The 26,902-nt window shown below is 68.6% G+C and carries 27 protein-coding genes; 7 read left to right on the forward strand and 20 right to left on the reverse strand.

Annotated elements, in window-relative coordinates:
* Window positions 1-45: 45 nt before the first annotated feature.
* The 6 genes from KGQ91_RS08835 to KGQ91_RS08860 all read right to left on the reverse strand — a co-directional run bounded on the left by KGQ91_RS08835 (window position 46) and on the right by KGQ91_RS08860 (window position 5,222).
* Window positions 46-816, reverse strand: coding sequence for a transporter substrate-binding domain-containing protein (locus KGQ91_RS08835; protein ID WP_163647666.1), 771 nt, complete (start codon window positions 814-816; stop codon window positions 46-48).
* Window positions 817-949: 133 nt separating this feature from the next.
* Window positions 950-1,678: an ABC transporter permease gene (locus KGQ91_RS08840; RefSeq protein ID WP_163647665.1), complete on the reverse strand. Its 729-nt coding sequence runs from the start codon at window positions 1,676-1,678 to the stop codon at window positions 950-952.
* Window positions 1,679-1,680: 2 nt separating this feature from the next.
* Entirely contained in the window at window positions 1,681-2,382 is a 702-nt protein-coding gene (locus KGQ91_RS08845; RefSeq protein ID WP_163647664.1) for an ABC transporter permease, read from the reverse strand.
* Window positions 2,383-2,401: 19 nt separating this feature from the next.
* On the reverse strand, window positions 2,402-3,172 hold the full coding sequence (locus tag KGQ91_RS08850) for an ABC transporter ATP-binding protein (RefSeq protein WP_224420800.1): 771 nt from the start codon (window positions 3,170-3,172) through the stop codon (window positions 2,402-2,404).
* Window positions 3,173-3,412: 240 nt separating this feature from the next.
* A complete protein-coding gene (locus KGQ91_RS08855) occupies window positions 3,413-4,405 on the reverse strand; it encodes a succinylglutamate desuccinylase (protein ID WP_224415427.1) in 993 nt (330 codons plus the stop codon).
* Window positions 4,395-5,222, reverse strand: coding sequence for a DUF1338 domain-containing protein (locus tag KGQ91_RS08860; RefSeq protein ID WP_224415426.1), 828 nt, complete (start codon window positions 5,220-5,222; stop codon window positions 4,395-4,397). Before KGQ91_RS08860 ends, KGQ91_RS08855 begins: the two co-directional genes overlap by 11 nt.
* 285 nt (window positions 5,223-5,507) lie before the next feature.
* On the opposite strand from KGQ91_RS08860, the gene wrbA reads away from it, so the two are divergent.
* Window positions 5,508-6,119, forward strand: a complete 612-nt coding sequence (gene wrbA, locus KGQ91_RS08865; RefSeq protein WP_163647661.1) for an NAD(P)H:quinone oxidoreductase — start codon at window positions 5,508-5,510, stop codon at window positions 6,117-6,119.
* A 46-nt stretch (window positions 6,120-6,165) separates the two neighbouring features.
* Here wrbA and KGQ91_RS08870 read toward each other — a convergent pair whose 3' ends face one another.
* From KGQ91_RS08870 to KGQ91_RS08880, 3 genes are all read right to left on the reverse strand, one after another.
* Window positions 6,166-6,732 (reverse strand): lipocalin family protein, encoded by a 567-nt coding sequence (locus tag KGQ91_RS08870; protein ID WP_163647660.1) that lies wholly within the window; start codon window positions 6,730-6,732, stop codon window positions 6,166-6,168.
* Between the two features lie 207 nt (window positions 6,733-6,939).
* On the reverse strand, window positions 6,940-7,380 hold the full coding sequence (locus KGQ91_RS08875) for a hemerythrin domain-containing protein (RefSeq protein WP_224420801.1): 441 nt from the start codon (window positions 7,378-7,380) through the stop codon (window positions 6,940-6,942).
* Between the two features lie 109 nt (window positions 7,381-7,489).
* The gene (locus tag KGQ91_RS08880) at window positions 7,490-8,566 is read right to left on the reverse strand and encodes a tartrate dehydrogenase (protein ID WP_163647658.1); all 1,077 of its coding nucleotides are present in this window, start codon (window positions 8,564-8,566) and stop codon (window positions 7,490-7,492) included.
* Window positions 8,567-8,686: 120 nt separating this feature from the next.
* On the opposite strand from KGQ91_RS08880, the gene KGQ91_RS08885 reads away from it, so the two are divergent.
* Both KGQ91_RS08885 and KGQ91_RS08890 read left to right on the forward strand, forming a co-directional pair.
* On the forward strand, window positions 8,687-9,592 hold the full coding sequence (locus KGQ91_RS08885; protein ID WP_163647657.1) for a LysR family transcriptional regulator: 906 nt from the start codon (window positions 8,687-8,689) through the stop codon (window positions 9,590-9,592).
* An 85-nt stretch (window positions 9,593-9,677) separates the two neighbouring features.
* Window positions 9,678-10,991, forward strand: a complete 1,314-nt coding sequence (locus KGQ91_RS08890; protein ID WP_224415424.1) for a glycosyltransferase — start codon at window positions 9,678-9,680, stop codon at window positions 10,989-10,991.
* Window positions 10,992-11,006: 15 nt separating this feature from the next.
* On the opposite strand, the gene KGQ91_RS08895 is transcribed toward KGQ91_RS08890, so the two are convergent.
* From KGQ91_RS08895 to KGQ91_RS08905, 3 genes are all read right to left on the reverse strand, one after another.
* Window positions 11,007-11,693 carry a TVP38/TMEM64 family protein gene (locus tag KGQ91_RS08895; RefSeq protein WP_224415423.1) on the reverse strand — a complete coding sequence of 229 codons (687 nt, stop codon included), beginning with the start codon at window positions 11,691-11,693 and terminating at the stop codon, window positions 11,007-11,009.
* 125 nt (window positions 11,694-11,818) lie between these two features.
* Window positions 11,819-12,748: an ABC transporter substrate-binding protein gene (locus tag KGQ91_RS08900; protein WP_163647655.1), complete on the reverse strand. Its 930-nt coding sequence runs from the start codon at window positions 12,746-12,748 to the stop codon at window positions 11,819-11,821.
* Window positions 12,749-12,816: 68 nt separating this feature from the next.
* Window positions 12,817-13,989, reverse strand: a complete 1,173-nt coding sequence (locus tag KGQ91_RS08905; RefSeq protein WP_224415422.1) for a TauD/TfdA family dioxygenase — start codon at window positions 13,987-13,989, stop codon at window positions 12,817-12,819.
* A 117-nt stretch (window positions 13,990-14,106) separates the two neighbouring features.
* Between KGQ91_RS08905 and KGQ91_RS08910 the strand changes: the two genes are divergently transcribed.
* Together KGQ91_RS08910 and KGQ91_RS08915 are read left to right on the forward strand one after the other, a co-directional pair.
* On the forward strand, window positions 14,107-14,994 hold the full coding sequence (locus KGQ91_RS08910) for a LysR family transcriptional regulator (RefSeq protein WP_224415421.1): 888 nt from the start codon (window positions 14,107-14,109) through the stop codon (window positions 14,992-14,994).
* Between the two features lie 210 nt (window positions 14,995-15,204).
* The gene (locus KGQ91_RS08915; RefSeq protein ID WP_224415420.1) at window positions 15,205-15,783 is read left to right on the forward strand and encodes a hypothetical protein; all 579 of its coding nucleotides are present in this window, start codon (window positions 15,205-15,207) and stop codon (window positions 15,781-15,783) included.
* Between the two features lie 6 nt (window positions 15,784-15,789).
* Here KGQ91_RS08915 and KGQ91_RS08920 read toward each other — a convergent pair whose 3' ends face one another.
* The 3 genes from KGQ91_RS08920 to KGQ91_RS08930 are packed head-to-tail and all read right to left on the reverse strand — an operon-like array spanning window position 15,790 to window position 18,635.
* Window positions 15,790-17,520, reverse strand: a complete 1,731-nt coding sequence (locus KGQ91_RS08920) for an ArnT family glycosyltransferase (RefSeq protein ID WP_224420802.1) — start codon at window positions 17,518-17,520, stop codon at window positions 15,790-15,792.
* Between the two features lie 33 nt (window positions 17,521-17,553).
* The gene (locus KGQ91_RS08925) at window positions 17,554-17,841 is read right to left on the reverse strand and encodes a lipid-A-disaccharide synthase N-terminal domain-containing protein (RefSeq protein WP_163647650.1); all 288 of its coding nucleotides are present in this window, start codon (window positions 17,839-17,841) and stop codon (window positions 17,554-17,556) included.
* Window positions 17,838-18,635 (reverse strand): glycosyltransferase, encoded by a 798-nt coding sequence (locus KGQ91_RS08930; RefSeq protein ID WP_224415418.1) that lies wholly within the window; start codon window positions 18,633-18,635, stop codon window positions 17,838-17,840. The genes KGQ91_RS08925 and KGQ91_RS08930 overlap by 4 nt, the downstream gene beginning before the upstream one ends.
* A gap of 298 nt (window positions 18,636-18,933) precedes the next feature.
* Between KGQ91_RS08930 and KGQ91_RS08935 the strand changes: the two genes are divergently transcribed.
* The gene (locus tag KGQ91_RS08935) at window positions 18,934-19,596 is read left to right on the forward strand and encodes a response regulator (protein WP_224415417.1); all 663 of its coding nucleotides are present in this window, start codon (window positions 18,934-18,936) and stop codon (window positions 19,594-19,596) included.
* Window positions 19,593-21,032 (forward strand): ATP-binding protein, encoded by a 1,440-nt coding sequence (locus KGQ91_RS08940; RefSeq protein ID WP_224420803.1) that lies wholly within the window; start codon window positions 19,593-19,595, stop codon window positions 21,030-21,032. Before KGQ91_RS08935 ends, KGQ91_RS08940 begins: the two co-directional genes overlap by 4 nt.
* Window positions 21,033-21,040: 8 nt before the next feature.
* Here KGQ91_RS08940 and KGQ91_RS08945 read toward each other — a convergent pair whose 3' ends face one another.
* The 5 genes from KGQ91_RS08945 to KGQ91_RS08965 all read right to left on the reverse strand — a co-directional run.
* Window positions 21,041-21,844, reverse strand: a complete 804-nt coding sequence (locus KGQ91_RS08945) for a M90 family metallopeptidase (RefSeq protein ID WP_224420804.1) — start codon at window positions 21,842-21,844, stop codon at window positions 21,041-21,043.
* 10 nt (window positions 21,845-21,854) lie between these two features.
* Window positions 21,855-23,420, reverse strand: coding sequence for a bifunctional GNAT family N-acetyltransferase/carbon-nitrogen hydrolase family protein (locus KGQ91_RS08950; RefSeq protein WP_224420805.1), 1,566 nt, complete (start codon window positions 23,418-23,420; stop codon window positions 21,855-21,857).
* An 84-nt stretch (window positions 23,421-23,504) separates the two neighbouring features.
* Entirely contained in the window at window positions 23,505-24,224 is a 720-nt protein-coding gene (locus KGQ91_RS08955; protein WP_224420806.1) for a dienelactone hydrolase family protein, read from the reverse strand.
* Between the two features lie 144 nt (window positions 24,225-24,368).
* Window positions 24,369-24,635 (reverse strand): DksA/TraR family C4-type zinc finger protein, encoded by a 267-nt coding sequence (locus KGQ91_RS08960; RefSeq protein WP_224420807.1) that lies wholly within the window; start codon window positions 24,633-24,635, stop codon window positions 24,369-24,371.
* Between the two features lie 176 nt (window positions 24,636-24,811).
* Window positions 24,812-26,902: malate synthase G (locus KGQ91_RS08965; RefSeq protein WP_224420808.1), on the reverse strand; the 2,091-nt coding region annotated here is incomplete at its 5' end.

Raw genomic sequence — 26,902 nt, forward strand, 5'->3', positions numbered from 1 at the left:
TGATTCGGCGGTAGAACGCCCCGGCATGACGCCGGGGCGGCGGGGTCACTGCTTGGTTTCGAAGTACTTCTTGTAGAGCTTGTCGTAGGTGCCGTTTTCCTTGAGCGTGTCGAGGGCGGCGTCGAATTTCTCGGCCAGCTCCTTGTCGCGCTTGCGGAAGGCGATGCCGAAGCCGTCGCCGAAGTACTTCTTGGGCTCGCTGATCATCTTGCCGACGATCTTGTAGTCGCCGTCGTTGCTGTCGAGCAGCGTGGACTTGCCCACCGGGAAGTCGAGGAAGACGATGTCCAGGCGACCCGCGTCCATGTCCAGCACCATGTCGTCGGCGGTGGAATAGCGGTTGATGTCGGCGACGTCACCGAACATGTCGGTGGCGTAGTTGTCCTGCAGGGTGCCGCGCTGCACGCCGATGGTCTTGCCCTCGAGAGTCTGCTTGGAGGGCACGGTGATCTGGCTGTCGGCCGGGGCGAACCAGGCGGACGGCGGCGTGAAGTACGGGTCCGAGAACAGCACCTGCTTGCGACGCTGATCGTTGATGGTCATCGACGACATGATGGCGTCGTACTTGCGGGCCAGCAGGCCCGGGATGATGCCGTCCCAGCCCTGGACGGTCCAGGTGCAGTCGATGCCGATCTCGTCGCACAGCGCGTTGCCCAGCTCGATGTCGAAGCCGGTCAGGTCGCCGTTGGGCAGGCGGTATTCCATCGGCTCGTAGGGCACGTCGACGCCGAAGCGCACGGTGTCGTAGTCGCGGGCCTGAGCGGTGCCGGCGAGCACCGCGGCACTCAACAGCGAGATGGTCAGCAGTTTTTTCATGAAACGAATCCCCAGTTTCTTGTATTGATCGACGGTGGTCGATGACCCGGACACGGTAGCGCACCCGGGCATCGGCCGGAAGTCGGAAAAGCGGCGTGGGCCGACAGTTTTCCAACGCTCGTTTGACGCCGGCTCAGGTCTGCGGCTTGAGGTGGGCCAGCAGTCGTTTCTCCAGGTAGCGGAACAGGTAGAGGATGCCGAAGGTCAGGCACAGGTAGATCGCCGCGACGAACAGGAAGGCATCGAAGGGCGCGTAGAAACGCGCATAGACGAAGCGGGCCGCGCCGGTGAGGTCCATGATCGTCACCACGCTGGCGATCGCGCTGGCGTGCAGCATGAAGATCACCTCGTTGCCGTAGGCCGGCAGCGCGCGACGGAAGGCGCTGGGCAGCACGATCCGCCGCAGCATCTTGGCCTGAGACATGCCGTAGGCCCGGGCCGCCTCGATCTCGCCCCTGGGCGTGGCCTTGATCGCGCCGCGGAAGATCTCGGTGGTGTAGGCGGCGGTATTCAGCGTGAAGGCGATCAGCGCCGGGTAGAAGGGTTTCTCGAGAATCAGCCACAGCCAGGTGTCCTGAATGCCGTCCACGAACACCACGCCGTAGTAGATGATGTACAGCTGGATCAGCAGCGGCGTGCCGCGGAACACGTAGGTGTAGAGGAAGATCGGCCACTTCACCCACGGGCGGGAGGAGCTGCGGCCGATGGCCAGCGGCACGGCGAGCATCAGTCCGATCAGCAGCGACAGCAGCACCAGTTGCGCGGTGTTGGCCAGGCCGTGCGCGTAGTAGCCGATGGTCTGCGCGGTGAAGATCTCGTTGTCGGCCAGCAGCTGGGTGAACCAGGTGTTGAGCTGTTCCATGTTCACGACTCCCCGAAGCCGACGTTGTAGCGTTTCTGCAGTCGCGCGAAGCCCCACTCCGAGACACTGGCGATCAGCAGGTAGATCACCGCCACCGGAATCAGGAAGGTGAAGGGCTCATGGGTGGCCTTGGTGGCCTCCTCGGCGACGCGGACCATGTCGGTCAGGCCGATCACCGAGACCAGGGCGGTGGTCTTGAGCAGCACCATCCAGTTGTTGGACAGCCCCGGCAGGGCGTGGCGCATCATCTGCGGGAAGCGGATGCGCCGGAACATCAGCGACTCGGACATGCCGTAGGCCCGGGCCGCCTCGATCTGGCCGCTGTCCACGGCCAGGAAGGCACCGCGGAAGGTCTCGCCCATGTAGGCGCCGAAGATCAGGCCGATGGTCACCACGCCGGCGACGAACTCGTTGATGTTGATGAAGATGTCGATGTCGAACTGGTAGTAGAGCCAGTCGGTGATCATGTTGACGCCGATCTGGCCGCCGAAGAACAGCAGCATCATCAGCACCAGGTCCGGTACCCCGCGGATCAGCGTGGTGTAGAGCGTACCCAGTCGATGCGCAATCCAGCTGCGCGACATCTTGGCGGTGGCCGTGAGCAGGCCCAGGATGATGGAGAGCAGCAGCGACAGAAGGCCCAGCTCGATGGTCACCCAGGCACCCTGAAGCAGGCGGGGGCCGTAACCCTGCAGGTCGATCATGTAGTTTCCTCCTGCCGGCTCAGAACTTGGGAGCCAGGAACTGCTTGAGCCGTTCCGAGCGTGGGTTGCCGAGCACCTGGTCGGGCGGGCCGGCTTCCTCGACCTGCCCCTGGTGGAGGTAGATCACCTGGCTCGAGACGTCGCGGGCGAAGGCCATCTCGTGGGTCACCACGATCATCGTGCGCCCCTCGTCGGCCAGGTCGCGCATGACCTTGAGCACGTCGCCGACCAGCTCCGGGTCGAGTGCCGAGGTGGGCTCGTCGAACAGCATCACCTCCGGCTCCATGGCCAGGGCCCGGGCGATGGCGCCGCGCTGCTGCTGGCCGCCGGAAAGCTGGGCCGGATAGTAGTCGGCGCGCTCGGCCAGCCCGACCCGCTCGAGCAGGGCGCGGGCATGGTCGACGGCTTCCTTCTTCGGCTTGCCGAGCACGTGGACCGGCGCCTCGATGACGTTCTCGAGCAGCGTCATGTGCGCCCAGAGATTGAAGCTCTGGAAGACCATCGACAGCTTGGCGCGGATCCGCTCGACCTGCTTCCAGTCGGCCGGTTCGCGGCCACGGCGGGTCTGCTTGAAGCGGATCGACTCGCCGTGGACGATCAGGTCGCCTTCATCGGGCAGCTCGAGCAGGTTCATGCAGCGCAGGAAGGTACTCTTGCCGGACCCGGATGCGCCGATCAGGGAAATCACGTCGCCCTGGCGGGCTTCGAGGGACAGGCCCTTGAGGACCTCGTTGTCGCCGAAGCGCTTCTTGAGGTTGCGCACTTCGAGAGGGAGGGGTGTTTCGGCCATGGTCGGGCTCCAGTGACGGGTCTCGCCGCGCGGGGCGGCATGCGAACGTGGTTGGCGTGCTGGCGCGAAAAAAGCAGCGATTTTAACAGGCGCCGAGGCACGAACGAGAACCCTTTTTATCCCGGAGTGTTCGACTTTGGTCGACAGATGAAAGGCAGTGCATCGAAAGAAACCTCTGACTTGTTGTTGTCGCGTGTCATATCTTTTGGCTCACCGGGCGCCGGCTGGCGAAATCGCGGGTCATGCTTCCGGCGGCGGGGCCGAGCGTACCAGCAGCGCGGCCCGGGCGCCGAGCTCGACATCGGCGTTGGGAAACACCACCGCCAGGGGCGAGTCCTCGACCACGCAGTCGCCGGCCGCGGCGTCCTCGGCGAGTTTCGTGCCCACCGCGAACTCGGTGAAATTGGGCGTGTCGTCGGGAAAGCACAGCCGGAAATCCTCGCTCTCGCGCATCAGCTCGCGGGCGACGCGGAAGAAGGCGAGGCGCTGTGGCGGCACGCCGGGGGGCTCGCGGCCCTCGACGAGCGCCTCGAGCAGGGCCTGCATGGGGCGCAGGAGGCTCAGGTCGTTGGCGCCGAAGGGCTGGGCCTTGCCGAGCTCCAGGGTGAACGCCTGGGCGCCATGATAGTGCCGGGAATAGTGCGAGAAGGTCCAGCTGTGCCGATGCTGGTGCAGCACCGCCTGGATGCCCGCCGCGGCCAGCCAGCGCCATTGGTCGGCATCGGTCGTGGCCGACTCGTCGAACGGCTCGACGGCGAAGCGCGGATAGCGGCTGTCGCGGATCGCGGTGTGCAGGTCGTAATGCAGGGGCGGCCGGTCATGACGGGCGAAGAAGGCGTCGACCGCCGCCATCAGCGTGGCGGCGCGGCGGCCCTCGTCATGCTCGGGCAGGGGCGCGTCGCGCCGGAACAGCCGGTTGAGGTTGGTGTGGCGGAAGCGCAGTCCGGCGCGGATCGCCGGCAGGTTGCCGAGCAGGATCAGGGTCGGTGCCCCCAGGCGCAGCAGGCCGCTCTCGAGCCGGGCCAGCAGCTCGCCGATCAGCTCGATGGGGGCGGTCTCGTTGCCGTGAATGCCGGCGGAGAGCACCACGCCACGGGCATTGTCCTGGCAGGCGGCGGGGCGCAGCTCGAGGATGCCCGGGCCGTGCATTATATAGCGGCCGAAGGGCAGACGACCCTCCCGCTCGCCGGGCACGTCGCCGTCGAGGGTCAGGCTCAGCCAGTCACCCAGCATGGTGCTCGCCCCGGGTGCGGATGTCGGTGGACTCGAAGATCTTGTCGGCGCTGGCGGCGACGAAGCCCTGGTAGAGCTTGCCGTCGGCGTCGTGGTAGCGCCTGGCGAACTCGTAGTAGCAGGTGGGGATCTCCTCCACCTGGCCGCCGGCGAAGGTGAACGCGGCGCGGTCGGCCAGCGTCGAGCCCTGCTCCAGCAGCACCTCGGGCGAGCCCTTCACGCGCCCACCGGACTCGTTGATGCCCAGCCCCAGCGACTCGACCTTGGCGAGCACCTTCTCGACGCTGTCGAAGGTCCGGAAGTGATTGATGCTGATGGTGAAGTGATTGGCGCGCAGGCCGATGATCGACAGCCAGGCGGCGTATTCGCTCTCCGCCATCAGGGTCTGGTACTCCTCGAAGCTGGGCGCCTCCCACAGGCGACCGGCCCACAGCACTTCGGGGGTGGCGACCCGGGCGGGGTCGATCTGCGCGACCAAGCCGTCGATGATCCGCTGCGCGGTGGTCGAGAGTTCGTCGCACTTGAGCTCGGAGAGGAACACCCGCGGCTGGTTCTCGTCCGGGGGCAGGTAGCCGTAGGCGCGCAGCTTCTTGGCCGGGAAGTCGTAGGGCTCGAGGCGGGTGTAGCCCAGCGCGAGCAGGTGGGGTTCCAGGTCGGCCAGGGTGATCGGCCCGCGATCGAAGGTACGGAAGGCGACGTGGTCGTTGACGATGGTCTCGCCCGCGTCGATGAAGGCGTCGTGGATGCGCTGCGCCTGCGGGGTCATGGCGGTGTAGTCGTCCCACAGCCGGGCGAAGAAGGAATCGAGGGTCATCATGAAGGCGCCTGCCTGTTGTTGTGATCGGTACGGGGTTGCCACGACGCGTGCCGGTCGGCCCTGTTGCCGGCCGGCACGCTGAAGATACCTTCCCGAGCCGGCCCGCGACCGGCAAGAGCGCACGTCGAGCTGATGAAAAACGCCGGTGCGAGGATGAAAACCGTCCCACGGGCGTGATCGATGTCATCGAATGACGGCGTCGAAAACCTTGGCCGTGGTCGATGGCCCGGCCATCTACACTGGGTGAGGCCCGTTTCGGCAATCACAGACCTGAGGAGGATGCTCATGAGTACGGCAACACCGACCCGAGTCCTGGTGCTCTACTACTCCATGTATGGCCACATCGCCACTCTGGCCCGGGCCGTCGCCGAGGGGGCCGGCGAGGTGGCGGGCAGCGAGGTGACCGTCATGCGGGTGCCGGAAACCATGGACCCCCAGGCCTTCGCCCAGGCCGGCGGCAAGGAGGACGACACGCCGGTGGCGAGCCCGTCCGACCTTGCCGACTACGATGCCGTGCTGTTCGGCACGCCGACCCGCTTCGGCAACATGGCCGGCCAGATGCGCACCTTCCTCGACCAGACCGGTGGCCTGTGGGCCAAGGGGGCGCTGCGCGGCAAAGCGGCCAGCGTGTTCACCTCGACCGGGACCGGCGGCGGCAACGAGACGACCATCCTCACCGCCTGGACCACCCTGGCCCACCACGGCATGGTGATCGTGCCGATCGGCTATGGCCTGGAGGCCCAGTTCGACATCTCCGAGGTCAAGGGCGGTTCGCCCTACGGCGCGGCGACCATCGCCGGCGGCGACGGCTCGCGTCAGCCCAGCGACACCGAGCTGGCCCTGGCGCGCTTCCAGGGCGAGCACGTGGCCCGAATCGCCGCCAGGCTGGCCGGTTGACCTGCCCTGTGGTGTGACGTCCCGCTCCGCCTTCGGGGCGGGGTGCTCACGCCTCGCCCGTCGATGACGGCCGGTCCTGCCCCGGCTGGGCGACCCTGACCAGGTCATCGACCGGGAAGCCCAGTTCGCCGGCGCGCCCGACCAGGGCCCGGTAGGTCGTCTCGTCGAGCTGCGGCTGCCGGGCCAGGATCCACAGGTAGTCCCGGTCGGGGCCGGCGACGAGCGCATGACGGTAGTCGTCGTCGAGTTCGAGCACGTTGTAGCCGCCGTAGAAGGGACCGAAGAAGCTCACCTTGAGACGCCCGACGTTGGCCTGGTCGATGAAGTAGGCCCGGCCCTCGGCCTCGTCCCACTTGCCGCTCAGCCGGTCGTAGCCGCGGTTGATCACGCGGATCCCCCCATCCTCGCGACGCTCGTAGGTCGCCGTGACATAGTCCAGCCCCTCCTCGAAGCGGTGGGGCAGGCGGGCGATCTCGTACCACTGGCCGAGGTAGGTCGTGAGTTCGAAGTCGCGCACCGGCTCGGTGCCGTCGGGAAGGCCGGTACAGCCGGCCAGCAGCGAGAACGGGGCCAGCCAGGTCAGGCGCGGGAACTGGGGAAGTCGAGTCGACATTGGGCATCGTCCTGATCGGTGCAAGGGGCGCTCGTCCCCTGATGTGACGCTGCCGCGGGCAAAAAGTTGCGGGGCGAGCCGCCGAGGCGGCTCGCGGAACCGGTGGGTCGCTGGAGTAGCGGACGTGTCAGTCGCGCTGCTAGGGAAACACTGCATAAATGGCTGCGCGGGCAAATCACGTCGTTGTGCTTTACGTCGCTCGCCGATTTATTCAGCGCTTCCCTTGGTCATGGCCTCGCGGTAGGTCTCGGCCAGCCGGCGTTTCTGGTCGTCGGGCAGGGCGCGCCCCGCCAGCTGGAAGACTTCCTGTTCCTCCTCGTCGAGGTGGTGGATGACCTGCTCCTGGAGCCTGCGGGCGTGGGCGAGCCAGCCCGGCGAGCTGTAGCTGGTCTCTTCCAGCGTCTCGAGCAGCTCGTCGATCGCGTGATGTTCGGCCACGCTGTGGCGCGCCTTCTCCTGGGTCAGGTCGTGCTCCATCATCGGAATGTAGAGGGCGCGCTCCTCGGCGGCGGCATGCTGCTGCAGCGCGGCCTTGAGCCGGTGGAACAGCTCGTCGCGGCCGTCGCTGGCGCCCTCGGTCTTGATCAGAAGGTCGAGCAGGGTGCGCTGGGTCCGGTGGTCCTCGCGCAGGGCGTCGAACAGGGTCACGGTAATCTCCTTGTGAAAGCATGTCCTTGTGCGGCGCCTCGGCAGCGCCGCCCCTGAAGCGTAGCGGGTTGCGCGGCCGACGTCGTGCCGGCCGCGCAGGGGCATCATCCTAGCCGGCCGCCACGTGCTCGGCGATCGCCCGGCCGAGGTCCCCGGTGGTGCCACGGCCCTGCAGGTCCGGTGTGAGGATCGTCTCGTCGCCGCGGGCGAGCACCGCCTCGATGGCGTCGACGATCGCCTTGCCGGCGTCCTCGTGGCCCAGGTGATCGAGCATCATCGCCCCGCTCCAGATCTGGCCGATGGGGTTGGCGATGCCCTTGCCGGCGATGTCCGGGGCGCTGCCGTGAACCGGCTCGAACAGGCTCGGGAAGCGCCCCTCCGGGTTGATGTTGGCCGAGGGCGCCACCCCGATGGTGCCGGTGCAGGCCGGACCCAGGTCGGAGAGGATATCGCCGAACAGGTTGCTGCCGACGACCACGTCGAACCAGTCGGGATGGAGCACGAAGTTGGCGGTCAGGATGTCGATGTGGAACTTGTCCACGGTGACGTCGGGATAGCCTTCGGCCATGGCCTGCACGCGCTCGTCCCAGTAGGGCATGGTGATCGAGATGCCGTTGGACTTGGTGGCCGAGGTCAGCTTGCGGCGCGGACGCTTCGCGGCCAGCTCGAAGGCGTACTTGAGCACCCGGTCGACGCCGGTGCGGGTCATCACGGTCTCCTGGACGACCACCTCGCGGTCGGTGCCCTCGAACATCTTGCCGCCGATGCTCGAGTACTCGCCTTCGGTGTTCTCGCGGACCACGTAGAAGTCGATGTCGCCCGGTGCACGGCCGGCGAGCGGGCTCCGGATGCCGGGCATCGAGCGGCAGGGGCGCAGGTTTATGTACTGGTCGAAGACCCGGCGGAACTGCAGCAGCGATCCCCACAGCGAGATGTGATCGGGCACCTTCTCGGGCCAGCCGACCGCGCCGTAGAACAGCGCGTCGAAGGGCTCGAGGGTCTCGCGCCAGTCTTCTGGCAGCATCCGGCCGTGCTCGAGGTAGTAGTCGCAGCTGGCGAAGTCGAAGTGGGTGAAGTCCAGGGCGATGCCGAAGCGTTCGGCGGTGGCCTCGAGGACACGAATGCCCTCGGGCATGACTTCGGTGCCGATGCCGTCGCCGGCCATGACGGCGATCTTGTGACTCATGCGATGCTCCTCTTGACGGGGACTGGTGATAGGGGCGTGCTGGCAGTGTAGCGTTTCGCGCTCGCCGGATAATCAGGGTATCGTGCAAGGCATTCTTGCGCCGTGGTGGAGAATCGTGCCGTGGACACCCTCAACGATCTGGCGTTCTTCCAGCGCCTGGCCCAATGCGGCAGCCTCACCGCGACCGCCCGGGAGCTGGGCCTGTCACTGTCGGCGGTCAGCCGGCGGCTGATGCAGCTCGAGGCGCGCCTCGGCGTGCCGCTGGCTCACCGCACCACCCGGCGGCTGACCCTGACGGCCGAGGGTGAGTTGTACTGCCGGCGCGGGGCGGCGATCCTCGAGGAATGGCAGGCGCTGGAGAGCGATCTGCACGATCGCCGCAGCGCCCTGACCGGGCGGCTGCGGATCAACGCCACCTTCGGCTTCGGCCGTCGCCACATCGCGCCGCTGGTGTCGCGCTTCACCGCCGAGCATCCGCGCCTCGAGATGCTGCTCGAGCTGACCAACTTCCCGCTCAACCTGGCCGATCACGGCTTCGATGTGGGGATTCGCGTGGGCCGGCCGCCGGACTCGCGACTGGTGGCGCGTCGGGTGCTGGCCAACCGGCGCATCCTCTGCGCCTCGCCGGCGTACATCGCGAGCATGCCGCCGCTGCGCACCCCGCAGGACCTGGCCGGCCACGCCTGCCTGGTGATCCGCGAGAACGACAGCGACTATGCCCTGTGGCGCTTCGATCGCGACGGCGAGACGCTGGCGGTGAAGGTGGGCGGTCGGCTGGCCAGCAACGACGGCGAGGTCATCACCCGGCTGGCGCTGGACGGGCACGGCATCATGCTGCGCTCCTGGTGGGACATCCATCCGGCGCTGGAAGCCGGCCGGCTGCAGGCACTGCTGCCCGAGTGGCAGGGTGTCGATGCCGATTTCTACGCCGTCTACGAATCACGGCGTCATCTCCCCGCGCGGCTGCACGCCTTTATCGCCTACCTTGAAGACACGCTGCCGGGACGCGTGCCGCCCCCGCCGTGAGGGTGAACGGGCACATGCGCCGCCGCTTCCTGCTATCATGGCGCCCCCTGCGGGTGGGTACCCAGTTGCCAAGGGAGTCGATGGCTTGAATATCCTCATGTTTACCAATACCTACCGACCCATCGTCGGGGGTGTCAGCGAGTCCGTCCAGCGCCTCAAGGGGCGGCTGCAGGCCGAGGGGCATCGCGTGTTGGTGGTGGCCCCCAAGCTGGAAGGGCAGCCGAAGCATGAGCCCGACGTCATCCGGGTCGCGGCCGTGCAGCACTTCAACGGCAGCGACTTCTCCCTGCCGGTGCCCATCCCCGGCCAGCTCTACGAGGCGATCGAGGCCTTCGAGCCGGACATCGTCCACTCCCACCATCCCTTCCTGCTCGGCGATACGGCCGCGCGTTCCGCCGAGACCTACGGCCTGCCGCTGGTCTTCACCCACCACACCCTCTACGAGCACTACACCCACTATGTGCCCGGCGATTCGCCGCGCATGCAGCGCTTCGCCGTGGCGCTGGCCACCGAGTACACGCATTTGTGCGACGCGGTGATCGCACCCAGCGAGAGCATTCGTGACATGCTGCTGCTGCGCGGTGCCAACCGGGCGGTGAGCGTGGTGCCCAGCGGCGTGGACACCCAGCGCTTCGCCCGCGGCGACGGGGCGGCGCTGCGCCGCCGGCACGGCATCGCCGAGGCGGCCTATGTGGTCGGCCACGTGGGGCGGCTGGCCCACGAGAAGAACCTGCCGTTCCTGGCCCGCTCGGTGACGCGCTGGCTGGCGAGCCGGCCCGGGGCCCACTTCCTGGTGGTCGGCGATGGCGACGCGCGGGTGGTCATGCACGACATCGCGGTGCAGGCCGGCGTGGCGGATCGCGTGCACTTCACCGGCAAGCTGCACGACCAGACGCTGATCGACGCCTACCACGCCATGGACGTCTTCACCTTCGCCTCGCACAGCGAGACCCAGGGGATGGTGCTGGTCGAGGCGATGGCGGCGGGGCTGCCGGTGGTGGCGGTCAACGCCACCGGCGTGCGCGAGGTGGTCAGGCCCGGCGAGAACGGCCTGCTGCTGGCCGGCGACGACCCGGCCGCTTTTGCCGCCGCGCTGGTCCGGCTCGACGATGCCGAACGCCGCGCGACCCTGCGTGCCGGCGCCCTGGAAACGGCCGAACGCTTCGACGAGGGGTGCTGTGCCGAGCGCTGTCTGGCGCTGTATCGCAAGGTCATCGCCGCCGGCGGACCGGTCAGCCATGCCGATGACGGGGCCTGGGAGCGGGTGCGCGGGCGGCTCGAGGCGGAGTGGCAGCTGCTGCGCCATCGCGGCCGGGTGCTGCGTTCGGTGCTGCAGGATGAACCCATGTTCGGCCTGCCGCTGGTCAAGCCGGGCGAGTCCGAAGCCTCGCAGAAGTGACCCGACGCGCTCGCGTCAGGAGCGCCGGCGGCGCTGGCGACGATCCGCGTAGCGCTTGAGGCCGACCAGCACCACGATGGCGACCGTGATCCCCACCAGCGACCACAGCAGCTCGCCCCGGTTGCTGGCGGTCATCAGCTGTCCCAGCTGGCTGCCCAGCAACGCCACGCCCGCCAGCCCGGGCACGATGCCCAGCAGGGACCCCAGCATGTAGTCGCGAAAGCGCAGGTGGAAGGCACCGGCCATCATGTTGGTCAGCGTGAAGGGGGCCAGCGGCAGCAGGTTGACCAGCGTCATGGTGCGCACGCCGCGGCCGGCCAGGTGCTTGGCCAGGCCGTTGAGCCGCTTGCCGCCGTGGCGCAGCAGCGCGTCGCGCCCCAGGCGCCGCCCCACCCAGTAGGTCACCGCCGAGGCCAGCAGGGTCCCCGCCAGCGAGTAGCCGAAGCCCCACACCGGCCCGAACATCAGCCCGGTGACGGCGACCAGCACGCTGAGCGGGAACATCAGCAGCGAGGCGCCGATGTAGACGCCGATCACGATCGGCGCCGCCCAGGGAGAATCGCGCCAGCCGAAGGCGTGGCGGGCCATGGACAGCAGCCGCTCCGGGGCGAGGGCATCCTGCATGGCCAGCCATTGCCAGAGCAGGCCGAGCCCGGCCAGAACGGTCAGCAGGACGATGACGAGTCCGAGGGATCGGCTCATGGAGCGACGTCCGTGGTGGTGGATTCGCGGGCTAGGATACTGGCATCGGCCGCGCCGGCCAACGCCCGGGCGCCACAAAAAGCCCCGGTCGCGCAGGACGGCCGGGGCTTTGATGGAGGAGGACGTTACAGCGAGAGGGCCTGCTTCACGGCCGGCCAGGCGGGCTGGCCGTCGGCGGTGGCGACGCCGTCGAGCATGGCCTTGACGCGTTCGGGGTGCTCGTCGATCCACTGGCCGGCGACGTCGTCGGCGCTCTTCTCCTCGAGGCCGAAGCCGCGAATCATCCAGCTCTGTTCCTCGGCGCTGAAGGTGAACTGGTTGAAGAAGGTCTTCAGGTTGGGGTGGCTCTCGGCGAAGCCGCTGCGCATCAGGGTCAGCACCTGGCTCTTGCCGTTGTCGGGGCCGAACAGGTCCTTGCTGTCGGCCAGGTAGCGCATCGGCAGCTCAAGGTTCATCCAGTGCGGTGTCCAGCCCACCCAGACGATCGGCTCGTGGTTCTGGATGGCGTCCCTGGCGGCGCTGAGCATGCCCACGGTGCTGGTGTCGACGACCTGCCAGTCGCCCAGCCCCCAGGTGTCGTTGTCGATGGCCTTGTGCAGGATCTCGCTGGCCGCCGAGCCGGCGCCGAAGCCGTAGATCTTGCCCTCGAACTCGCCGCGATGGGCGTCGAGATCGGCGAAGCTCTGGATGCCGTCCGCGTAGACATAATCGGGCACCGCAAGCGTCATCTGAGCGCCGTCGACGTTGTTGGCCAGACGCACGATGTCGCCGCTTTCCTCGCGCGGCTTCAGCATGTCCTGCTGGGCCGGCAGCCAGCCGCCGAGGAAAACGTCGAGGTCGCCGGTGCTCATGGCCTGGTAGATGACCTGCAGGCCCAGTTCCTGGCTTTGCGTGGAATAGCCCAGCGGCGCCAGCAGCTGTTCGGCGATCCGGGTCTTGACGGTGATGCCCGGCCAGGCGGGAACACCGAAGTCGAGGGTGGCGTCATCGGCCTGAGCGGCCAGGTTGATGCTCAGGGCCAGCGGCAGGGCGGCCAGCAGCGTGCGATGGATCATGCGATCTCCTTGTCGTCAGGGTGTCCGGGGCGTCATGACGATGACCGCCATGACGCGGATATGGCTGTTCAGCGGCTCAGGACCCGCAGCCGCGACTCGAGCAGGTCCAGGTCCAGGTAGGTACCCTGCAGGTGCCGCTGGCCGGTGCTCGGGTCGAAGGCCTTGCGGCCGTGCAGGACCCGGCGGTTGTCGAAGGCCACCATCTCGCCCGGCTGCAGGGCGAACTCGAGCTGGTGGCGGGGGTCGTGCAGCCGCTGCCAGAAGCGGCGGTAGGCGCCGTACCAGGCGTCGATGCGTTCCAGCGGCAGGTGCAGGGTGTCGCGGATCCAGTTGTTGAAGCGGATCTCCAGCGGGCGGCCCGCGGCGTCGAGCTGGATGACCGGCGCCCGGATGGCGATGTCGTGCTCCTCGTCCTGGAAGCGGAAGTCGATCGGCGTCTCGGCGAGCAGGCGGAAGGCCTCGGGGTCGCTCTCGCGCAGCACCTCGGCCACCGCAAAGCCGTCGGCGAAGGTGGATTCGCCGCCCTCGGCCTCGTTCTGCAGGCAGTAGAGCAGCTGAATGTCCGGCGGCTGACGCCAGTTGGGCAGATCGGTGTGCAGGGCCAGCCCGATCGCCGTATAGGCGGCGTTGTTGGGGTTGGGCTTGGAGCGCACGTCGAAGCGGGCGCCGAAGTTGGTGGCGCGCAGCGGGCCGATGCGCCCGGCCAGGCGGCTGACCTCCTCGTCGGCGATCGGGCCGTCGTCGAGCAGCACCAGGCCATCACGCAGCAGGGCCTCGAGCCAGGCATGCTCGCCGTGGGTCTGCAGGAAGTCGCGGTGGGCGATACGCACCGGCCGAAAGCCGGCGGCCCAGGGGCGGCGGGCCGGCAGCGGATCGATGGAGGAGTCGCGGCTTTCTTCCAGACGGCGCTGGAACAGCCAGACCGGATCGAAGCGGCTCTCGTGGCCATCGTTCCAGACGAGCCGCAGCACGCCGTCGTCCACCGTGACCGTCGGCGCCTCGTCGATGTCGCTTAGCGGTACGAACAGACGTTCGCGGGTCAGCGGGTGGCGGCAGGCACTGCAGGCGCAGTGGTCGCGCAGCCACAGCAGGGGAAAGTGGCCGCGGGAGCCGTCCGCCCAGTCCACGGTGACGCGAGCGCCGGTCGCCACGGCATCGACGATGGCCGGGCCATCGACATGGGGGGCGAGCTCGCCCATGGCCTGTCGGGCGTGTGGCGACGAAAGGGTGGCGCTCATCATGACCTCCTGTGAAGCGATCGGTAGCGAGTAAGGTGAGCAGGGTGCCCGCTGGCCGCAGCGGCGACAAACGATTAATCTAGGGGCAATGCCCAAGCTCTGCTAATACTTGGCTTTTTCATGACCACCCTGCCTCCGCTTCTCTGGCTGCAGGCCTTCGAGGCCGCCGCCCGTACCCTGAGCTTCACCCAGGCCGGCCAGGCGCTGGGCGTGACCCAGTCGGCGGTCAGCCAGCGCATCCGTCTGCTCGAGGATCGCTTGGGCCAGAAGCTGTTCGTCCGCCATCCCCGCAGCCTGACCCTGACCCCGGCCGGGCAGGCCTGGCTGCCCAGTGTCCAGGAGGCCTTCTCGCGGTTGAGCGAGGGTACGGCGGAGGTCTTCGGGCCGCGCAGCGAGGCGCCGGTGACGCTGCGCGCCACGCCGGTCATGCAGCAGACCTGGCTGGCGCCGCGGCTGCTGGCCTTTCATCGGGCGCACCCGGAGGTGGTGGTGCGGCTGGTGAGCGCAATCTGGCCCGAGGACTTCGGCCCCGAGGGCGCCGACATCGAGATCCGCTACGGGCGCGGCGACTGGGACGCGGTCACGGCGGTGTCGCTGGGCGGCGAGCACATGCTGCCGGCCTGCGCCCCGAGTGTCGCCGAACGGCTGGCCGAGCCGGCGGACCTGGCCGGGGAGACGCTGCTCCACGCAGTGGGCTTTGCGGTGGGCTGGCCGGCCTGGCTGGAGCGTGCCGGCATGCCGGACCTGGATCGTCGCTGCGGATCGCTGCTGTGCGACAGCCAGGTCATGACGCTGTCGCTGGCGGCCCGGGGCGGCGGTGTGGCGCTGACCCATCGGCGCCTGCTGGCGGCCAGGGACGACCTGGTGGCGCCGTTCGCGCTCGACGTGCCCAGCGATGAAGGATTCTGGCTGGTACGGCCGACCCGGCGCATCGTGCGCCCCGAGGCGCTGCTGTTGTGGGAATGGCTGGTCGCCGATGGGAGTCCCGGCGATGAGGCGCTACGCTGAGAGCAAGACAGGGCTATCCAGTTAGAGCATTGTCGCCAGGGGCTGATCCGTCGACAGGCCTGCGAGGGGGCGCTGTGAACCCTTCCATGGGCGCTACCTACGCCATCCATGGCGTAGGCCCCCTCTTTGACCTGTCCCCGGCGCCCCGCCGGAGCCAACTGTGATTGCCGTGAAATGCAGAGCCTTGCTGGCAAGCCGGGAGGTGCGGTGATGACGATGTGGAAGACAGCCCTGCGGGGCGCGCCGCTGCTGGCGGTGCTGCTGTGGCTGGCGAGCCCGGCACAGGCCGCCGATGCCGGCGGCTACCTGCTGGGGGACGGCAACGGCGGCTGGACGGTGCATCGCTTCGAGGATCGTCAGGGCCAGGGGGAGTGGCGTTCCGGGGATGGGCGACGCTATCTCCAGCGCGACCCGCAGGGTCGGCAGCGAGAGGGCTGGCATGATCGGCAGCGAGGCCATGATCGTGACCGGACCCCGTACCGTCGCCATGAGGACTACCGGCGTGACCGGGGCGAGTGGCGGCATCACGACGACCGGCGCTACCGCCATGACGAGCGGCGTCGGCGCGATCGCGCGGTCATCCTGCGCCCGGAGGTCGACATCCGCCTCGACGGGCGCCCGGACCTGTCGCCCCGGCGCCGGACGGGCGGACCCGATGCCTGTCATCAGGCGCGTCGCGATACCTGGTCGACCGGAGCGGTCGACTGCCCCGATCCCCGGCCGCCGGAAGGCCGGCCCCCGGAGCGCCGGCCCCCGGAGCGCCGCCAGCACTGGTCGAGTTCGCCCTGACGACGCTCAGAGGGCCGGACCGCCCGCTCTGGCGGCCTTCAGGGTGGTGGGGGCCTGATACAGCGGGGCGGCGTCGGCATCGCCCTGACAGTCGGCGAAGGCGGTGCCGGGAATCAGCCACCACAGTTCGCCGTTCTGCTGGCCCAGGTCGCGGGCGCTGGACAGGTCGGCGCAGCTCAGTTCCTCCTGCTTGCCCTGGTCGACGAACAGCCAGCGGTGCGTCGGGTCGGACTTCAGCCAGGCATAGGCCCGCTTGAGCTGTGCCTGTTTCGGGGTCTTGAAGCCGAAATGCACGGTGGGCTGGCGGCTCTGCAGCAGGAATTCCTCGTCGAAGGTGGGCATCGCCAGCCAGGCATCGGGGCCGGTGATGCCGACCACCTGCTGCATCATGTCGCGCGGCGAGCGGGTGCCGTCGAGGATCTGGTAGCCCCAGGTCGACCACAGCACCCAGAACACCGCCATCCAGCCGGCGAACACCAGCATGCCGCGACGCGGCTTCAGGGCGTAGAGCAGCGCGCCGGCACTCAGGCCGAGAACGACCCACCAGCCCCAGGGCGACACCCCGTGTTCGGCGGCCAGGTCGGCCAGCGCCGGCAGGCCCAGCGCGCCCAGGATGCCGGCCAGCAGGAAGATCGTGCCCAGCACGGCGACCAGCGCCGCCCCCAGCCAGTGCACCCAGCGCTTGCACAGCAGGCCGGGAATCAGCGGCGCCATGGCCAGCACCAGCAGCGGCACGCCCGGCAGCATGTAGACGCCGCGCTTGCCCGGCGACAGCGAGAAGAAGAACACCAGCAGCACCAGGCCGCTCAACGGCAGCAGCACCCGCGCGTCGAGGCGTCGCAGGCGATGCCACCAGACGCGCAGCAGCCAGGGAAGCCCCAGGATCAGCGGCAGCCAGGCCCAGGGGATCACCTTGGCCAGGTAGTAGTACCAGGGTTCGAGGTGATGCCAGGATTCGGCGTAGCGTTCACCGGTCTGCTTGAGCAGGATGTTGTCCCGGTAGGCGGCCAGGGTCGGGTCGTCGCCGAAGGTGGTGAGCAGCACCATGGGCACGACCCACAGGGCGATGGTGCCGATCACGGTGAGCAGCCCCAGGCCCAGGTCCTTCCACGCCAGTGGCGTCGCCCGGCCGCGCCAGGCGAGCAGCCCCCAGGCCGGCAGCATCAGCAGTGGCAGAAAGCCCACGCCCTTGGTGAGCACGCCCAGCCCCATGGCCACGCAGCCGATGTACCACCAGCGTCGCGCCGGCCCCAGCAGGGCGTGTCGCAACAGCCCGTAGGCGCCCAGGGTGATCCAGAAGGTGACCAGCATGTCGATCTGCGCGGCCTTGGCCTGCAGCACGAACTGCAGCGTGGAGAGCAGCGCCGCGCCGGCGATGAAGGCGATGCGCCGGCCGTACAGGCGCCGGCACAGATCCATCACCAGCACCAGCGTGCCCACGCCACCGAGCAGCGAAGGGATCAGGAAGCCCAGGCGCACCGAGCCGGTCAGCGCGATGGAGGCCGCCGAGGCCCACATGAAGATCGGTGGCTTGTCGGGATAGGGCTCGCCGCCGCGGTGGGGAATCCAGAAGTGCCCGGTATCCAGCATTTCCAGGGCGTTGAGCGCGAAGCGCGGCTCGTCGGCGGGCCAGGGATCGCGCAGGCCGATGCCGATCGCCAGCAGCACGGTGGCGGCCAGCAGCAGCAAGAGCCAGGTCATGCGCTGCTTGCCGCGAAGGTAGGCGGGACGTTGCATGGGGCGACTCACGAAGACGTTGGGGTAAGGGGGTCAGCCCTGGCGGGAGGCTTCGGACTGGCGCGTTTCCCGGCGAATCAGCATGATGTTGCGCAGGTAGATGAACAGTCCCGAGGCCTGGCCGACAATGAACACCGGGTCCTGGCGATAGATCGCATAGGCGAGCAGGGTGGTGCCGCCGCCCAGGCTGAACAGCCAGAAGGCCTTGGGCACGATGCTGCGCCGGGCTCGTTCGCTGGCGATCCACTGGACCAGGAAGCGGGCCGAGAACAGCGCCTGGCCGAGAAAGCCGATGGCGACCCAGATCCATTCTGTCGTCATCGCGGGGAGCCCTCCTGCGGGAGTGTGTCGGTCTCGGCCGACGCCGTGGCGGTGCCCTCGCCGAGACCGAGAATGTCCTGGGCCTGGTCGACCGGCGCCGGCAGGCGGCAGCGCTTGCGCAGCCACATCACCCCGGCCATGTCGAGCAGGCCGGCCCACAGGCGGTTGTTGAGCCCGTAGTGGGAGTGGCCGGTGCCGCGCGGGCGATGGTTGACCGGCACCGACACGCAGCGGCCGCCCTGCATCTGGATCAGCGCCGGCAGGAAGCGGTGCATGTGGTCGAAGTAGGGCAGGGTCAGGAAGGCTCGGCGCTCGATGACCTTGATGCCGCAGCCGGTGTCCGGGGTGGCGTCCTTGAGCAGGGCGGCGCGCACCCGGTTGGCGACCCGCGAGGAGAGCCGCTTGAGCCAGTCGTCGCGACGGTTGACGCGCTGCCCGGCCACCAGCGTGACGTCGCCCTGGCGGGCGCGGGCCAGCAGGGCCGGCAGGTCGGCGGGATCGTTCTGGCCGTCGCCGTCGAGGGTGGCCAGCCAGGTGCCGCGAGCCGCATGTGCCGCCTGCCAGACCGAGGTGCTCTGGCCGGCGCTGCGGTCATGATGCAGCGGGCGCAGGCGCGCGTCCTGCTCGGCACGCCGGGTGAGCATCGCCCAGGTGTCATCCTGCGAGGCGTCGTCCACCACCAGAACCTCGAACGGGGTGTCCGGGAAGGCGGTGTCGATCTCGTCGAGCAGGGTGGGCAGGTTTCCGGCCTCGTCGCGGGCGGGAATGACAATCGAGAGTAGCGGTGTTGTCACGGCGGTGAACTCTTTTCTATCGACGGCAGGGCAGCCTGCCGGATGCGGCTTAAGATGGTCTTAAGGTCTTAAGACTGTGTATCGGTGCACCGACCCCGGCGGGGACCGAGCGGACTGGACCCGGCGCCATGCGGGGCAGGGGGAGACGGAGGACGCATTGTTATAGCCGGGTATGATGCCACCGGGCGTCGCCGGGGTACAGGCCCGGGCTCCGCGGTCCGGCGCTTAAGTCACCGTTAAGGAAAGCGCTCGATGCTGGGTTGCCTGTAATCAATACGCCGGGAACAATAGGATACGCATGCGTTTACTACTGGTGGAGGACGACCCCCTGCTGGGGGACGGCATCAAGACGGCGCTGCAGCGCGAAGGGTATGTCGTGGAGTGGTTCGACAACGGCACCGATGCCATGGCGGCAGTGCGCTGCGAGGCCTTCTCGGTCGCCGTGCTCGACTTGGGGCTGCCCGATGTCGACGGCATGACGGTGCTGCGCCACCTGCGTCGGCACAGCGATCTGCCGGTGCTGATTCTCACCGCGCGCGACGATGTCGATGATCGAATCGCCGGGCTCGACGGGGGCGCCGACGACTACGTGCTCAAGCCCTTCGACCTCAAGGAACTGCTGGCGCGCCTGCGCGTGGTGATGCGCCGTGCCGAGGGGCGGGCGTCCCAGGTGCTGGAGATTGGCCCCCTGCGCATCGACGAGGCGCGTCATCAGGCCAGCTGGCGCGGCGAACCGGTGGCCCTGGCGCGCCGCGAGTATGCCCTGCTGCTGGAGCTGGCGCGACACCCGGACAAGGTGATGACGCGACCGCGTCTCGAGAGCCTGCTCTACGGCTGGGACGAGGAGGTGGCGTCCAACGCGGTGGAGGTGCATATCCATCACCTGCGCAAGAAACTCGACAAGGCGCTGATCGTCACCGTGCGTGGCATCGGCTATCGGCTGGATTCGCGCCTTCAATGATCTCGATTCGCCGTTATCTGACCCGCACGCTGGCCTTGGTGCTGGCGCTGGTGACCGCCCTGGCGATCACTGCCGCCTATCTGATCACGGCGCACGAGATGGAAGAGATTCTCGATGCCCAGCTGAGCCTGGAAAGCCGGGTGGTGGCCGGGCTGATCGGCCCGGATACCGATCTGGCCGACTATCGGCACATCGCCGCGGAACTCAGCCAGCCCGGGCATTTCGCCCGGCTCTACGAGGCGGGGCGTGCCCAGCCCCCGGACGACGGCATCCGGGCCTCGCTCTATCATCATGAAGAACACCTTCTTTCGGTGGGCTTCTGGCACCCGGACGGCACACCGCAGCTGCTCGGCGCGGTGTGGAATGACGCCGGGCCCTTCCCGGCGCCGCAGCAGACCGGCTACGACTGGGTCGAGTACAACGGCGCACGCTGGCGGGTGTTCTCGATGTTCGATGCCCAGAGCGGCCTGTGGATTCGCACGGGGGTGCACGAGGAGTTCTTCAGCGAACTGGAAAGCAAGGTGGTGCTGGGCAACCTGATCCCCATGCTGCTGGCCCTGCCGGTGCTGCTGTGGGCGATGGGCGTCATCATCCGCCGCGGCGTGCGCCCCATCGGCGCGCTGTCGCGCCAGGTCGAGGGGCGCAACGATCGCGACCTGAGCTTCCTCGACGTTACCGTGCCTCGCGAGCTGGCCGGGCTGCGCCAGGCGATCAACGATTTCATCGCCCGCCTGCGCGAGACGCTCGAGCGCGAGCGTCGCTTCACCGCCGATGCCGCCCATGAGCTGCGCACCCCGCTGGCGGGGCTGAAGATCCATCTTGACAATGCCCGCGCCGGCGAGTCGGCCTCGCTGGACAAGGCCTACAGCGGGGTGGAGCGGTTGCAGCGCGTGGTCGAGCAGCTGCTGGTGCTGGCCCGGATCGACCGCGAGGCGCCGTCCCAGGAAGCGGATGTGGATATCTACCCGCTGGCGCTCGACCTGGTCGCCGAGCTGTGGCCCTGGGCCCAGGCCCGCCATCAGGAGATCGAGGTCACGGGGCTGGAAGCGCTGTGGGTGCGGGCCGACCCGGTGGAGCTGGGCATCCTGATCCGCAACCTGCTGGACAACGCCCTGCGCTACACCCCCGAGCACGGCACCGTGACGCTGGAGCTGGCCGAACGCGACGGCCGGGCCCGGCTGATCGTGCGCGACAGCGGCCCGGGGATTCCCGAGGCCCTGATCGACAAGGTCACCGAGCGCTTCCGCCGGGTGGCCGATCAGCGCACCACCGGCAGCGGCCTGGGGCTGTCGATCGTCCTGGAACTGACCCGGCGCCAGCAGGCCAGCCTGACCCTGCGCAATCGCGAGCCCCACGGGCTCGAGGTCAGCCTGTCCTGGCCGTCGGTCTCCCCGGCCACGGCACGGCGCCTGCCGCGGCCCGACACCATAGGCTGAGTCCCGTTTCAGGCGTGATTCGCGGGGCGCCGGCGGGCCAGCGGGTCCTGGGCGAAGTAGCGCGAGAGCAGGGCATAGAGGGCAGGATAGGCGTGGCGCAGCCGGCCGGGGGCGCTGAAGAACAGCTCGCAGCACACCGCGAAGCACTCGCCGGGGTGACTGCCCGCGTAGGCGTCGATCGGCGTGGGCCTGCCGTGGGCCAGGTGGGCCTGCAGGTCGTCCCAGACCGCGGTGAAGACCCGGTGCCACTCGCGCGGGTCGATGTCGCGGGGCAGCGGCGGGAAGCCGTCGGCATCCCGCGAGTTGCTCATGTCGAGCTTGTGGGCGAACTCGTGGATCACCACGTTGAAGCCGTTCCAGCCGCCGCTGTCCAGCAGGTCGATCCGGGAAATCACCACCGGCCCCTGGAACCAGGTCTCGCCGACCCGTTCGTCCTCGTACTCGTGGATCACGCCGGCGTCGTCCATCTCGGCGACATGGCGCCGGAAGGCCTCCGGCACCACCACCACCTCGTGGACGTTGGCGAAGGCCTCGCCGGCCTCGGCGTCGCTCCAGCCCAGCGTCAGCAGGCAGGCCTGGGCGGCCAGCCCCAGCCGCGTCGCCAGGTCGAACTCGGCGGTCTCCGGGGTGCTGATCCGCTTGTGGCGCAGGAAGGCCCAGGCGCGCTCGCCGAGCCGCTCGGCCTCGTCCGCGGGCAGCGCCGCCAGCAGCGGCAGGCGCCGGCAGGCCGTCTGCCAGGCCTCGGCCGGCAGCGGGTGACGACGGGCCTCGCGCTGGCGTCGCCAGGCCTGGAAGGCGTGCCATGGGCTCATGCGGGCCGCCTCAGTGGCTGTCCTCCTGGCGACTGCCGGACTTCCAGCTCCAGTCGCGCAGGCGCAGGTCGAACAGGTCCTGACGGCGGTCCTTGAGGTTGGTCACCGTGCCCTCGCTGCGCACCACCTTGAGCCGGGTGAGGTCGAGATCCGAGAACATCACCATCTCGGTGTTGGGCGTGGTCTCGGAGAGCACCGCATCGTGGGGGAAGGCGAAGTCGGACGGCGAGAACACCGACGACTGGGCATACTGGATGTCGAGGTTCTCGATCGACGGCACGTTGCCGACGCTGCCGCACACCACCACGTAGCACTCGTTCTCGATGGCGCGGGCCTGGGCGCAGTGGCGCACCCGCAGGTAGCTGTTCTTGGTGTCGGTCCAGAACGGCACGAAGAGGATGTCCATGTCCTGATCGGCGAGCAGCCGCGGCAGCTCCGGAAACTCCACGTCGTAGCAGATCAGGATGCCCACGCGCCCGGCGTCGGTGTCGAACACGCGCAGCTCGTCGCCGCCTTCCACCACCCAGTCGCGGCGTTCCTGGGGGGTGATGTGCAGCTTGGCCTGGCGGTCGATCTCGCCGTCGCGACGGCACAGGTACGAGACGTTGTAGAGCTTGCCGTCCGCGCCTTCCTCGACCATCGAGCCGGCGACGATGTTAATGTTGTAGGACACCGCCATCCGCGAGATCTCGGTCTTGAAGCGCTCGGTGAAGCCGGCCAGGAAGTGGATCGCGGCGAGCTGGTCGGACTGGTCGGTGAGTCCCATCAGCGGCGTGTTGAACAGCTCGGGGAGCACCACGAAGTCGCTCTGGTAGTCGGCGACGGCGTCGACGAAGTACTCGACCTGCTGCAGCACCGACTCGACCGAGGCGAATTCGCGCATCTGCCACTGCACGGCGCCCACCCGTACCTGGGTCTTGCGTGTCTCGAGCACCCGCTCGGCGGGCTCGAAGAGGATGTTGTTCCACTCCAGCAGCGTCGCGTAGCCCTGCGACTTCTCGTCCTCGGGCAGGTACTTGCGCAGCAGCCGCTTGACCTGGAAGTCGTTGGCCAGCTGGAACGACAGGATCGGGTCGTGGATCTCCTTGCGGGCCACCGCCTCCAGATATTCCGCCGGTGACATCGCCTCGGCGTATTCGTGGTAGTTGGGAATGCGCCCGCCGGCGAGGATCGCGCGCAGGTTCATCGAGCGGCACAGCTCCTTGCGCGCCTCGTAGAGGCGCCGGCCCAGCCGGTAGCCGCGGTAGGTCGGGTCGATCAGCACGTCGAGTCCGTAGAGGGCGTCGCCGTCGGGATCGTTGAGAATGATCTCGCGGCTTCCGATCAGGTCGTCGTACTGGTGCGGGTTGGAGAACTCGTCGTAGTCGACCAGGGCGGTCAGCGCCACGCCGACGATACGGTCGCCGTCCTCGATGAGGATCTGGCCGTCGGGAAACTCCTGGATCAGCTTGTCGATGGTGTGCCGGGGCCAGGCGCCGCCGATGTCGTGGTAGACGGCGTCCATCAGCGTCTTGAGCTGAGGGTAATCCTCGGAAGTCAGGTTGCGCAGGTTGAGGTGCAGATCGTCGAGGGACATGGGCGTCGATTATCCTGGTGAAGCGTCGGGGCGTAGCGTAACACGCCCGCGTTCGCGGGCGTGTCGGCCGGTGCGTGATCGGTTTCACGTGTTCTCGAGCGCGCCCTCGAGAAAGCTCAGGGTACGGCCGTGGGAGAGTGCCGCGGCGTGACGGTGGTAGGCGCTGCGCGCCCAGCAGTTGAAGCCGTGGTCGGCGCCGTCGTAGACATGGATCTCGACGTCGTCGCGGTCGGCGAAGGCCCGGTGGGTCTGCTCGACGTGTTCATCGGTGATGTGGCCGTCGTTGCCGGCGAAGTGGAACTGCGCCGGGACCGTCAGGTCGGGCGCCTTGTCGAGGTGGTTGTGGATGCCGCCGGGGTAGAAGCACACGGCCCGGTCGACACCGGACTCGATGCCGGCCAGATAGGCGAGGATGCCGCCCATGCAGTAACCCAGCGACGCCACCTCGCCCTCGCACTCGGGGCGCTGGCGCAGTGCCTGGACGGTGCTGGCCAGATCCTTCACCGCCACCGTGAAGTCGATCTCGCCGACCAGCCGGAAGGCCTTGTCCATGTCCTCGCCCTCGTAGGCGAGTTCCACGCCCGGTTCCTGACGCCAGAAGACGTCCGGGGCGAGTACCACGTAGCCATCCAGTGCGTACTGCTCGGCGACGCTACGGATGTGGGCATTGACGCCGAAGATCTCCTGGATCAGCACGATGCCCGGGCCCCTGCCGGCCGGCGGCAGGGCCAGATAGCCCTTGAACGTCTGCTCGTCGTGACTGGCGATGTCGATCCACTGGGTGCTGACGGCTGGCTGGGACATGCTTCCTCCGTGAGGGTTGGCGCCGTCGCCCGCCGTGCTGTCGGGCGGGGGCGGCGTGTCAGTGAATAATTCGTCAGCTAAGCGTAGGGGGTGATGGCGGTCAGGACAACGTGGCGGCGGGCGGCGGGTCAAGGGGCGGGACGATCAGCGTAGCTGGCTGTCCTTGCTGCCGCGGCGGTTGTAGCCGCTGAACGTGGACTGACGCCGGTCGGCCTCGCTCTGGCAGGTGATGCACAGGCGCACGCCGGGTATCGCCTCGCGGCGCGCCCGGGGGATCGGCGCGTCACACGCTTCGCAGTGGGTCAGGCTCTCGCCGCGCGGCAGTTGGCTGCGCGAGCGCTCGACGGCATCCTCGATGGTGCTGTCGATCTGCTCCTGTACCGCGCCATCCTTCGACCATCCTCCGGCCATGATGACCTCCCGTTTCATGCGCGTGGTTTGTTCCCAGTCTAGTCAGGTGGCGTGCCCCGAGGCCAGAGAAGAGCGGCGGGCGTCGACCCCATAACGACACCGCCCCCTGCCGTTCATGGCAGGGGGCGGCTTGTAGGGCAGGACACGCCCGGCCGGTCAGCCGGGGCAGGCCAGGGTCACCCCTTGGCCTTGTCCACCGCGCGCCAGTGATGCAGCAGCGGCTCGGTGTAGCCCGCCGGCTGCTCGCGGCCCTTGAAGATCAGGTCCGAGGCGGCCTGGAAGGCGCTGGAGTCGGCCAGGTGCGAGGTCATCGGCGTGTAGGTCGGGTCCCCGGCGTTCTGGTCGTCGACCACCTTCGCCATGCGCTCGAGGGTCTCCCTGACCTGCTCTCGGCTTACGATGCCGTGGTACAGCCAGTTGGCGATGTGCTGGCTGGAGATGCGCAGCGTGGCGCGGTCTTCCATCAGCCCCACGTCGTGGATGTCGGGCACCTTGGAGCAGCCCACGCCGTGCTCGACCCAGCGCACCACGTAGCCGAGGATGCCCTGGCAGTTGTTGTCGAGTTCCTGCTGGATCTCGTCGGCCGACCAGTCGGGGGTCTCGACCACCGGCACGGTGAGCAGATCGTCCAGATAGTCGGTGGCCGGGCGCGACTCGAGGTCCTGCTGCACGGCGGCGACATCGACCTGGTGGTAGTGCAGGGCGTGGAGCACCGCGGCGGTGGGCGAGGGCACCCAGGCGGTGTTGGCGCCGGCCTTCGGGTGGCCGATCTTCTGCACCAGCATGTCGGCCATCAGGTCGGGCATCGCCCACATGCCCTTGCCGATCTGGGCGCGGCCGCGCAGGCCACACTGCAGGCCGACCTGGACGTTGTTGGCCTCGTAGGCCTGGATCCAGGGGGCGCTCTTCATGTCGCCCTTGCGGCGCATCGGCCCGGCTTCCATGGCGGTGTGCATCTCGTCGCCGGTGCGGTCGAGGAAGCCGGTGTTGATGAACACCACCCGCGAGGCGGCCTCGGCAATGCAGGCCTTGAGGTTGACGCTGGTGCGGCGCTCCTCGTCCATGATGCCCATCTTGAGGGTGTCGCGCTCCAGGCCCAGCACGTCCTCGATGCGCGTGAACAGGGTGTTGGCGAAGGCGACCTCGGCCGGGCCGTGCATCTTGGGCTTGACGATGTACACCGAGCCGGTGCGCGAGTTGCGCGGCTCATTCTCGCCCTTGTTGAGGTCGTGGATGGCGATCAGGCCGGTGAGCACGCCGTCGAGGAGGCCCTCGGGGATCTCGTTGCCCGCCTCGTCGAGCACCGCCGGGGTGGTCATCAGGTGGCCGACGTTGCGCACGAACAGCAGCGAGCGCCCGGGCAGGCGCAGGCTGCCGCCGTCGGGGGCGGTGTAGTCGCGATCCGGGTTGAGACGACGGGTGACGGTCCTGTCGCCCTTGGCGAAGGACTCGGCGAGATCGCCCTTCATCAGCCCCAGCCAGTTGCGGTAGACGCCGACCTTGTCCTCGGCGTCGACGGCGGCCACCGAGTCCTCGCAGTCCATGATGGTGGTCACCGCGGCCTCGACGAGCAGGTCCTTGACGTGGGCCGGGTCGGTCTTGCCGATGGGGTGGCTGGCGTCGATCTGGATTTCCAGGTGCAGGCCGTGGTGGGCGAGCAGCACCGCCTCGGGGGCGGCGGCGTCGCCGCGGTAGCCGACCAGCTGGTCGGGCCGCGCCAGGCCGGTCTCGCGGCCGTTGTCACGCGTGACCACCAGCTTGCCGTCGTGGATCGCATAGCCGGTGGCCTCGGTGTGGGACCCCTCGGCGAGCGGCGCGGCTTCGTCGAGCACCTCGCGGGCGTAGGCGATGACCTTCTCGCCGCGCTTCGGGTTGTAGCTCGTGCCCTTCTCGGCGCCGTCGGTCTCGGGGATCGCGTCGCTGCCGTAGAGGGCATCGTAGAGGCTGCCCCAGCGGGCATTGGCGGCGTTGAGCGCATAGCGGGCATTGTTGACCGGCACCACCAGCTGCGGGCCGGCCTGCACGGCGATCTCGGCGTCGACGTTGCGGGTGGTGACCTGCACCTCGCCCGGCTCGTCGGCGAGATAGCCCTGCTCGCGCAGGAACGCCTGGTAGGCAGTCATGTCGCGCACCGGGCCCGGGTGGGCCTGGTGCCAGGCGTCGAGCTCGCCCTGCAGGCGATCGCGCTCGGCGAGCAGTGCGCGGTTGGTGGGCGCGAGGTCGTGGACCAGGGCATCGACGCCGGCCCAGAAGGCCTCGGGGTCGAC

This window comes from Modicisalibacter tunisiensis, from assembly GCF_020148005.1.
GTDB lineage: Bacteria > Pseudomonadota > Gammaproteobacteria > Pseudomonadales > Halomonadaceae > Modicisalibacter > Modicisalibacter tunisiensis.

Coding starts and splice junctions, on each gene's coding strand:
- KGQ91_RS08835 (WP_163647666.1), bottom strand. CDS start 816: ATGAAAAAACTGCTGACCATCTCGCTGTTGAGTGCCGCGGTGCTCGCC.
- KGQ91_RS08840 (WP_163647665.1), bottom strand. CDS start 1,678: ATGGAACAGCTCAACACCTGGTTCACCCAGCTGCTGGCCGACAACGAG.
- KGQ91_RS08845 (WP_163647664.1), bottom strand. CDS start 2,382: ATGATCGACCTGCAGGGTTACGGCCCCCGCCTGCTTCAGGGTGCCTGG.
- KGQ91_RS08850 (WP_224420800.1), bottom strand. CDS start 3,172: ATGGCCGAAACACCCCTCCCTCTCGAAGTGCGCAACCTCAAGAAGCGC.
- KGQ91_RS08855 (WP_224415427.1), bottom strand. CDS start 4,405: ATGCTGGGTGACTGGCTGAGCCTGACCCTCGACGGCGACGTGCCCGGC.
- KGQ91_RS08860 (WP_224415426.1), bottom strand. CDS start 5,222: ATGATGACCCTCGATTCCTTCTTCGCCCGGCTGTGGGACGACTACACC.
- wrbA (WP_163647661.1), top strand. CDS start 5,508: ATGAGTACGGCAACACCGACCCGAGTCCTGGTGCTCTACTACTCCATG.
- KGQ91_RS08870 (WP_163647660.1), bottom strand. CDS start 6,732: ATGTCGACTCGACTTCCCCAGTTCCCGCGCCTGACCTGGCTGGCCCCG.
- KGQ91_RS08880 (WP_163647658.1), bottom strand. CDS start 8,566: ATGAGTCACAAGATCGCCGTCATGGCCGGCGACGGCATCGGCACCGAA.
- KGQ91_RS08895 (WP_224415423.1), bottom strand. CDS start 11,693: ATGAGCCGATCCCTCGGACTCGTCATCGTCCTGCTGACCGTTCTGGCC.
- KGQ91_RS08900 (WP_163647655.1), bottom strand. CDS start 12,748: ATGATCCATCGCACGCTGCTGGCCGCCCTGCCGCTGGCCCTGAGCATC.
- KGQ91_RS08905 (WP_224415422.1), bottom strand. CDS start 13,989: ATGATGAGCGCCACCCTTTCGTCGCCACACGCCCGACAGGCCATGGGC.
- KGQ91_RS08910 (WP_224415421.1), top strand. CDS start 14,107: ATGACCACCCTGCCTCCGCTTCTCTGGCTGCAGGCCTTCGAGGCCGCC.
- KGQ91_RS08915 (WP_224415420.1), top strand. CDS start 15,205: ATGACGATGTGGAAGACAGCCCTGCGGGGCGCGCCGCTGCTGGCGGTG.
- KGQ91_RS08920 (WP_224420802.1), bottom strand. CDS start 17,520: ATGCAACGTCCCGCCTACCTTCGCGGCAAGCAGCGCATGACCTGGCTC.
- KGQ91_RS08925 (WP_163647650.1), bottom strand. CDS start 17,841: ATGACGACAGAATGGATCTGGGTCGCCATCGGCTTTCTCGGCCAGGCG.
- KGQ91_RS08935 (WP_224415417.1), top strand. CDS start 18,934: ATGCGTTTACTACTGGTGGAGGACGACCCCCTGCTGGGGGACGGCATC.
- KGQ91_RS08940 (WP_224420803.1), top strand. CDS start 19,593: ATGATCTCGATTCGCCGTTATCTGACCCGCACGCTGGCCTTGGTGCTG.
- KGQ91_RS08945 (WP_224420804.1), bottom strand. CDS start 21,844: ATGAGCCCATGGCACGCCTTCCAGGCCTGGCGACGCCAGCGCGAGGCC.
- KGQ91_RS08950 (WP_224420805.1), bottom strand. CDS start 23,420: ATGTCCCTCGACGATCTGCACCTCAACCTGCGCAACCTGACTTCCGAG.
- KGQ91_RS08955 (WP_224420806.1), bottom strand. CDS start 24,224: ATGTCCCAGCCAGCCGTCAGCACCCAGTGGATCGACATCGCCAGTCAC.
- KGQ91_RS08960 (WP_224420807.1), bottom strand. CDS start 24,635: ATGGCCGGAGGATGGTCGAAGGATGGCGCGGTACAGGAGCAGATCGAC.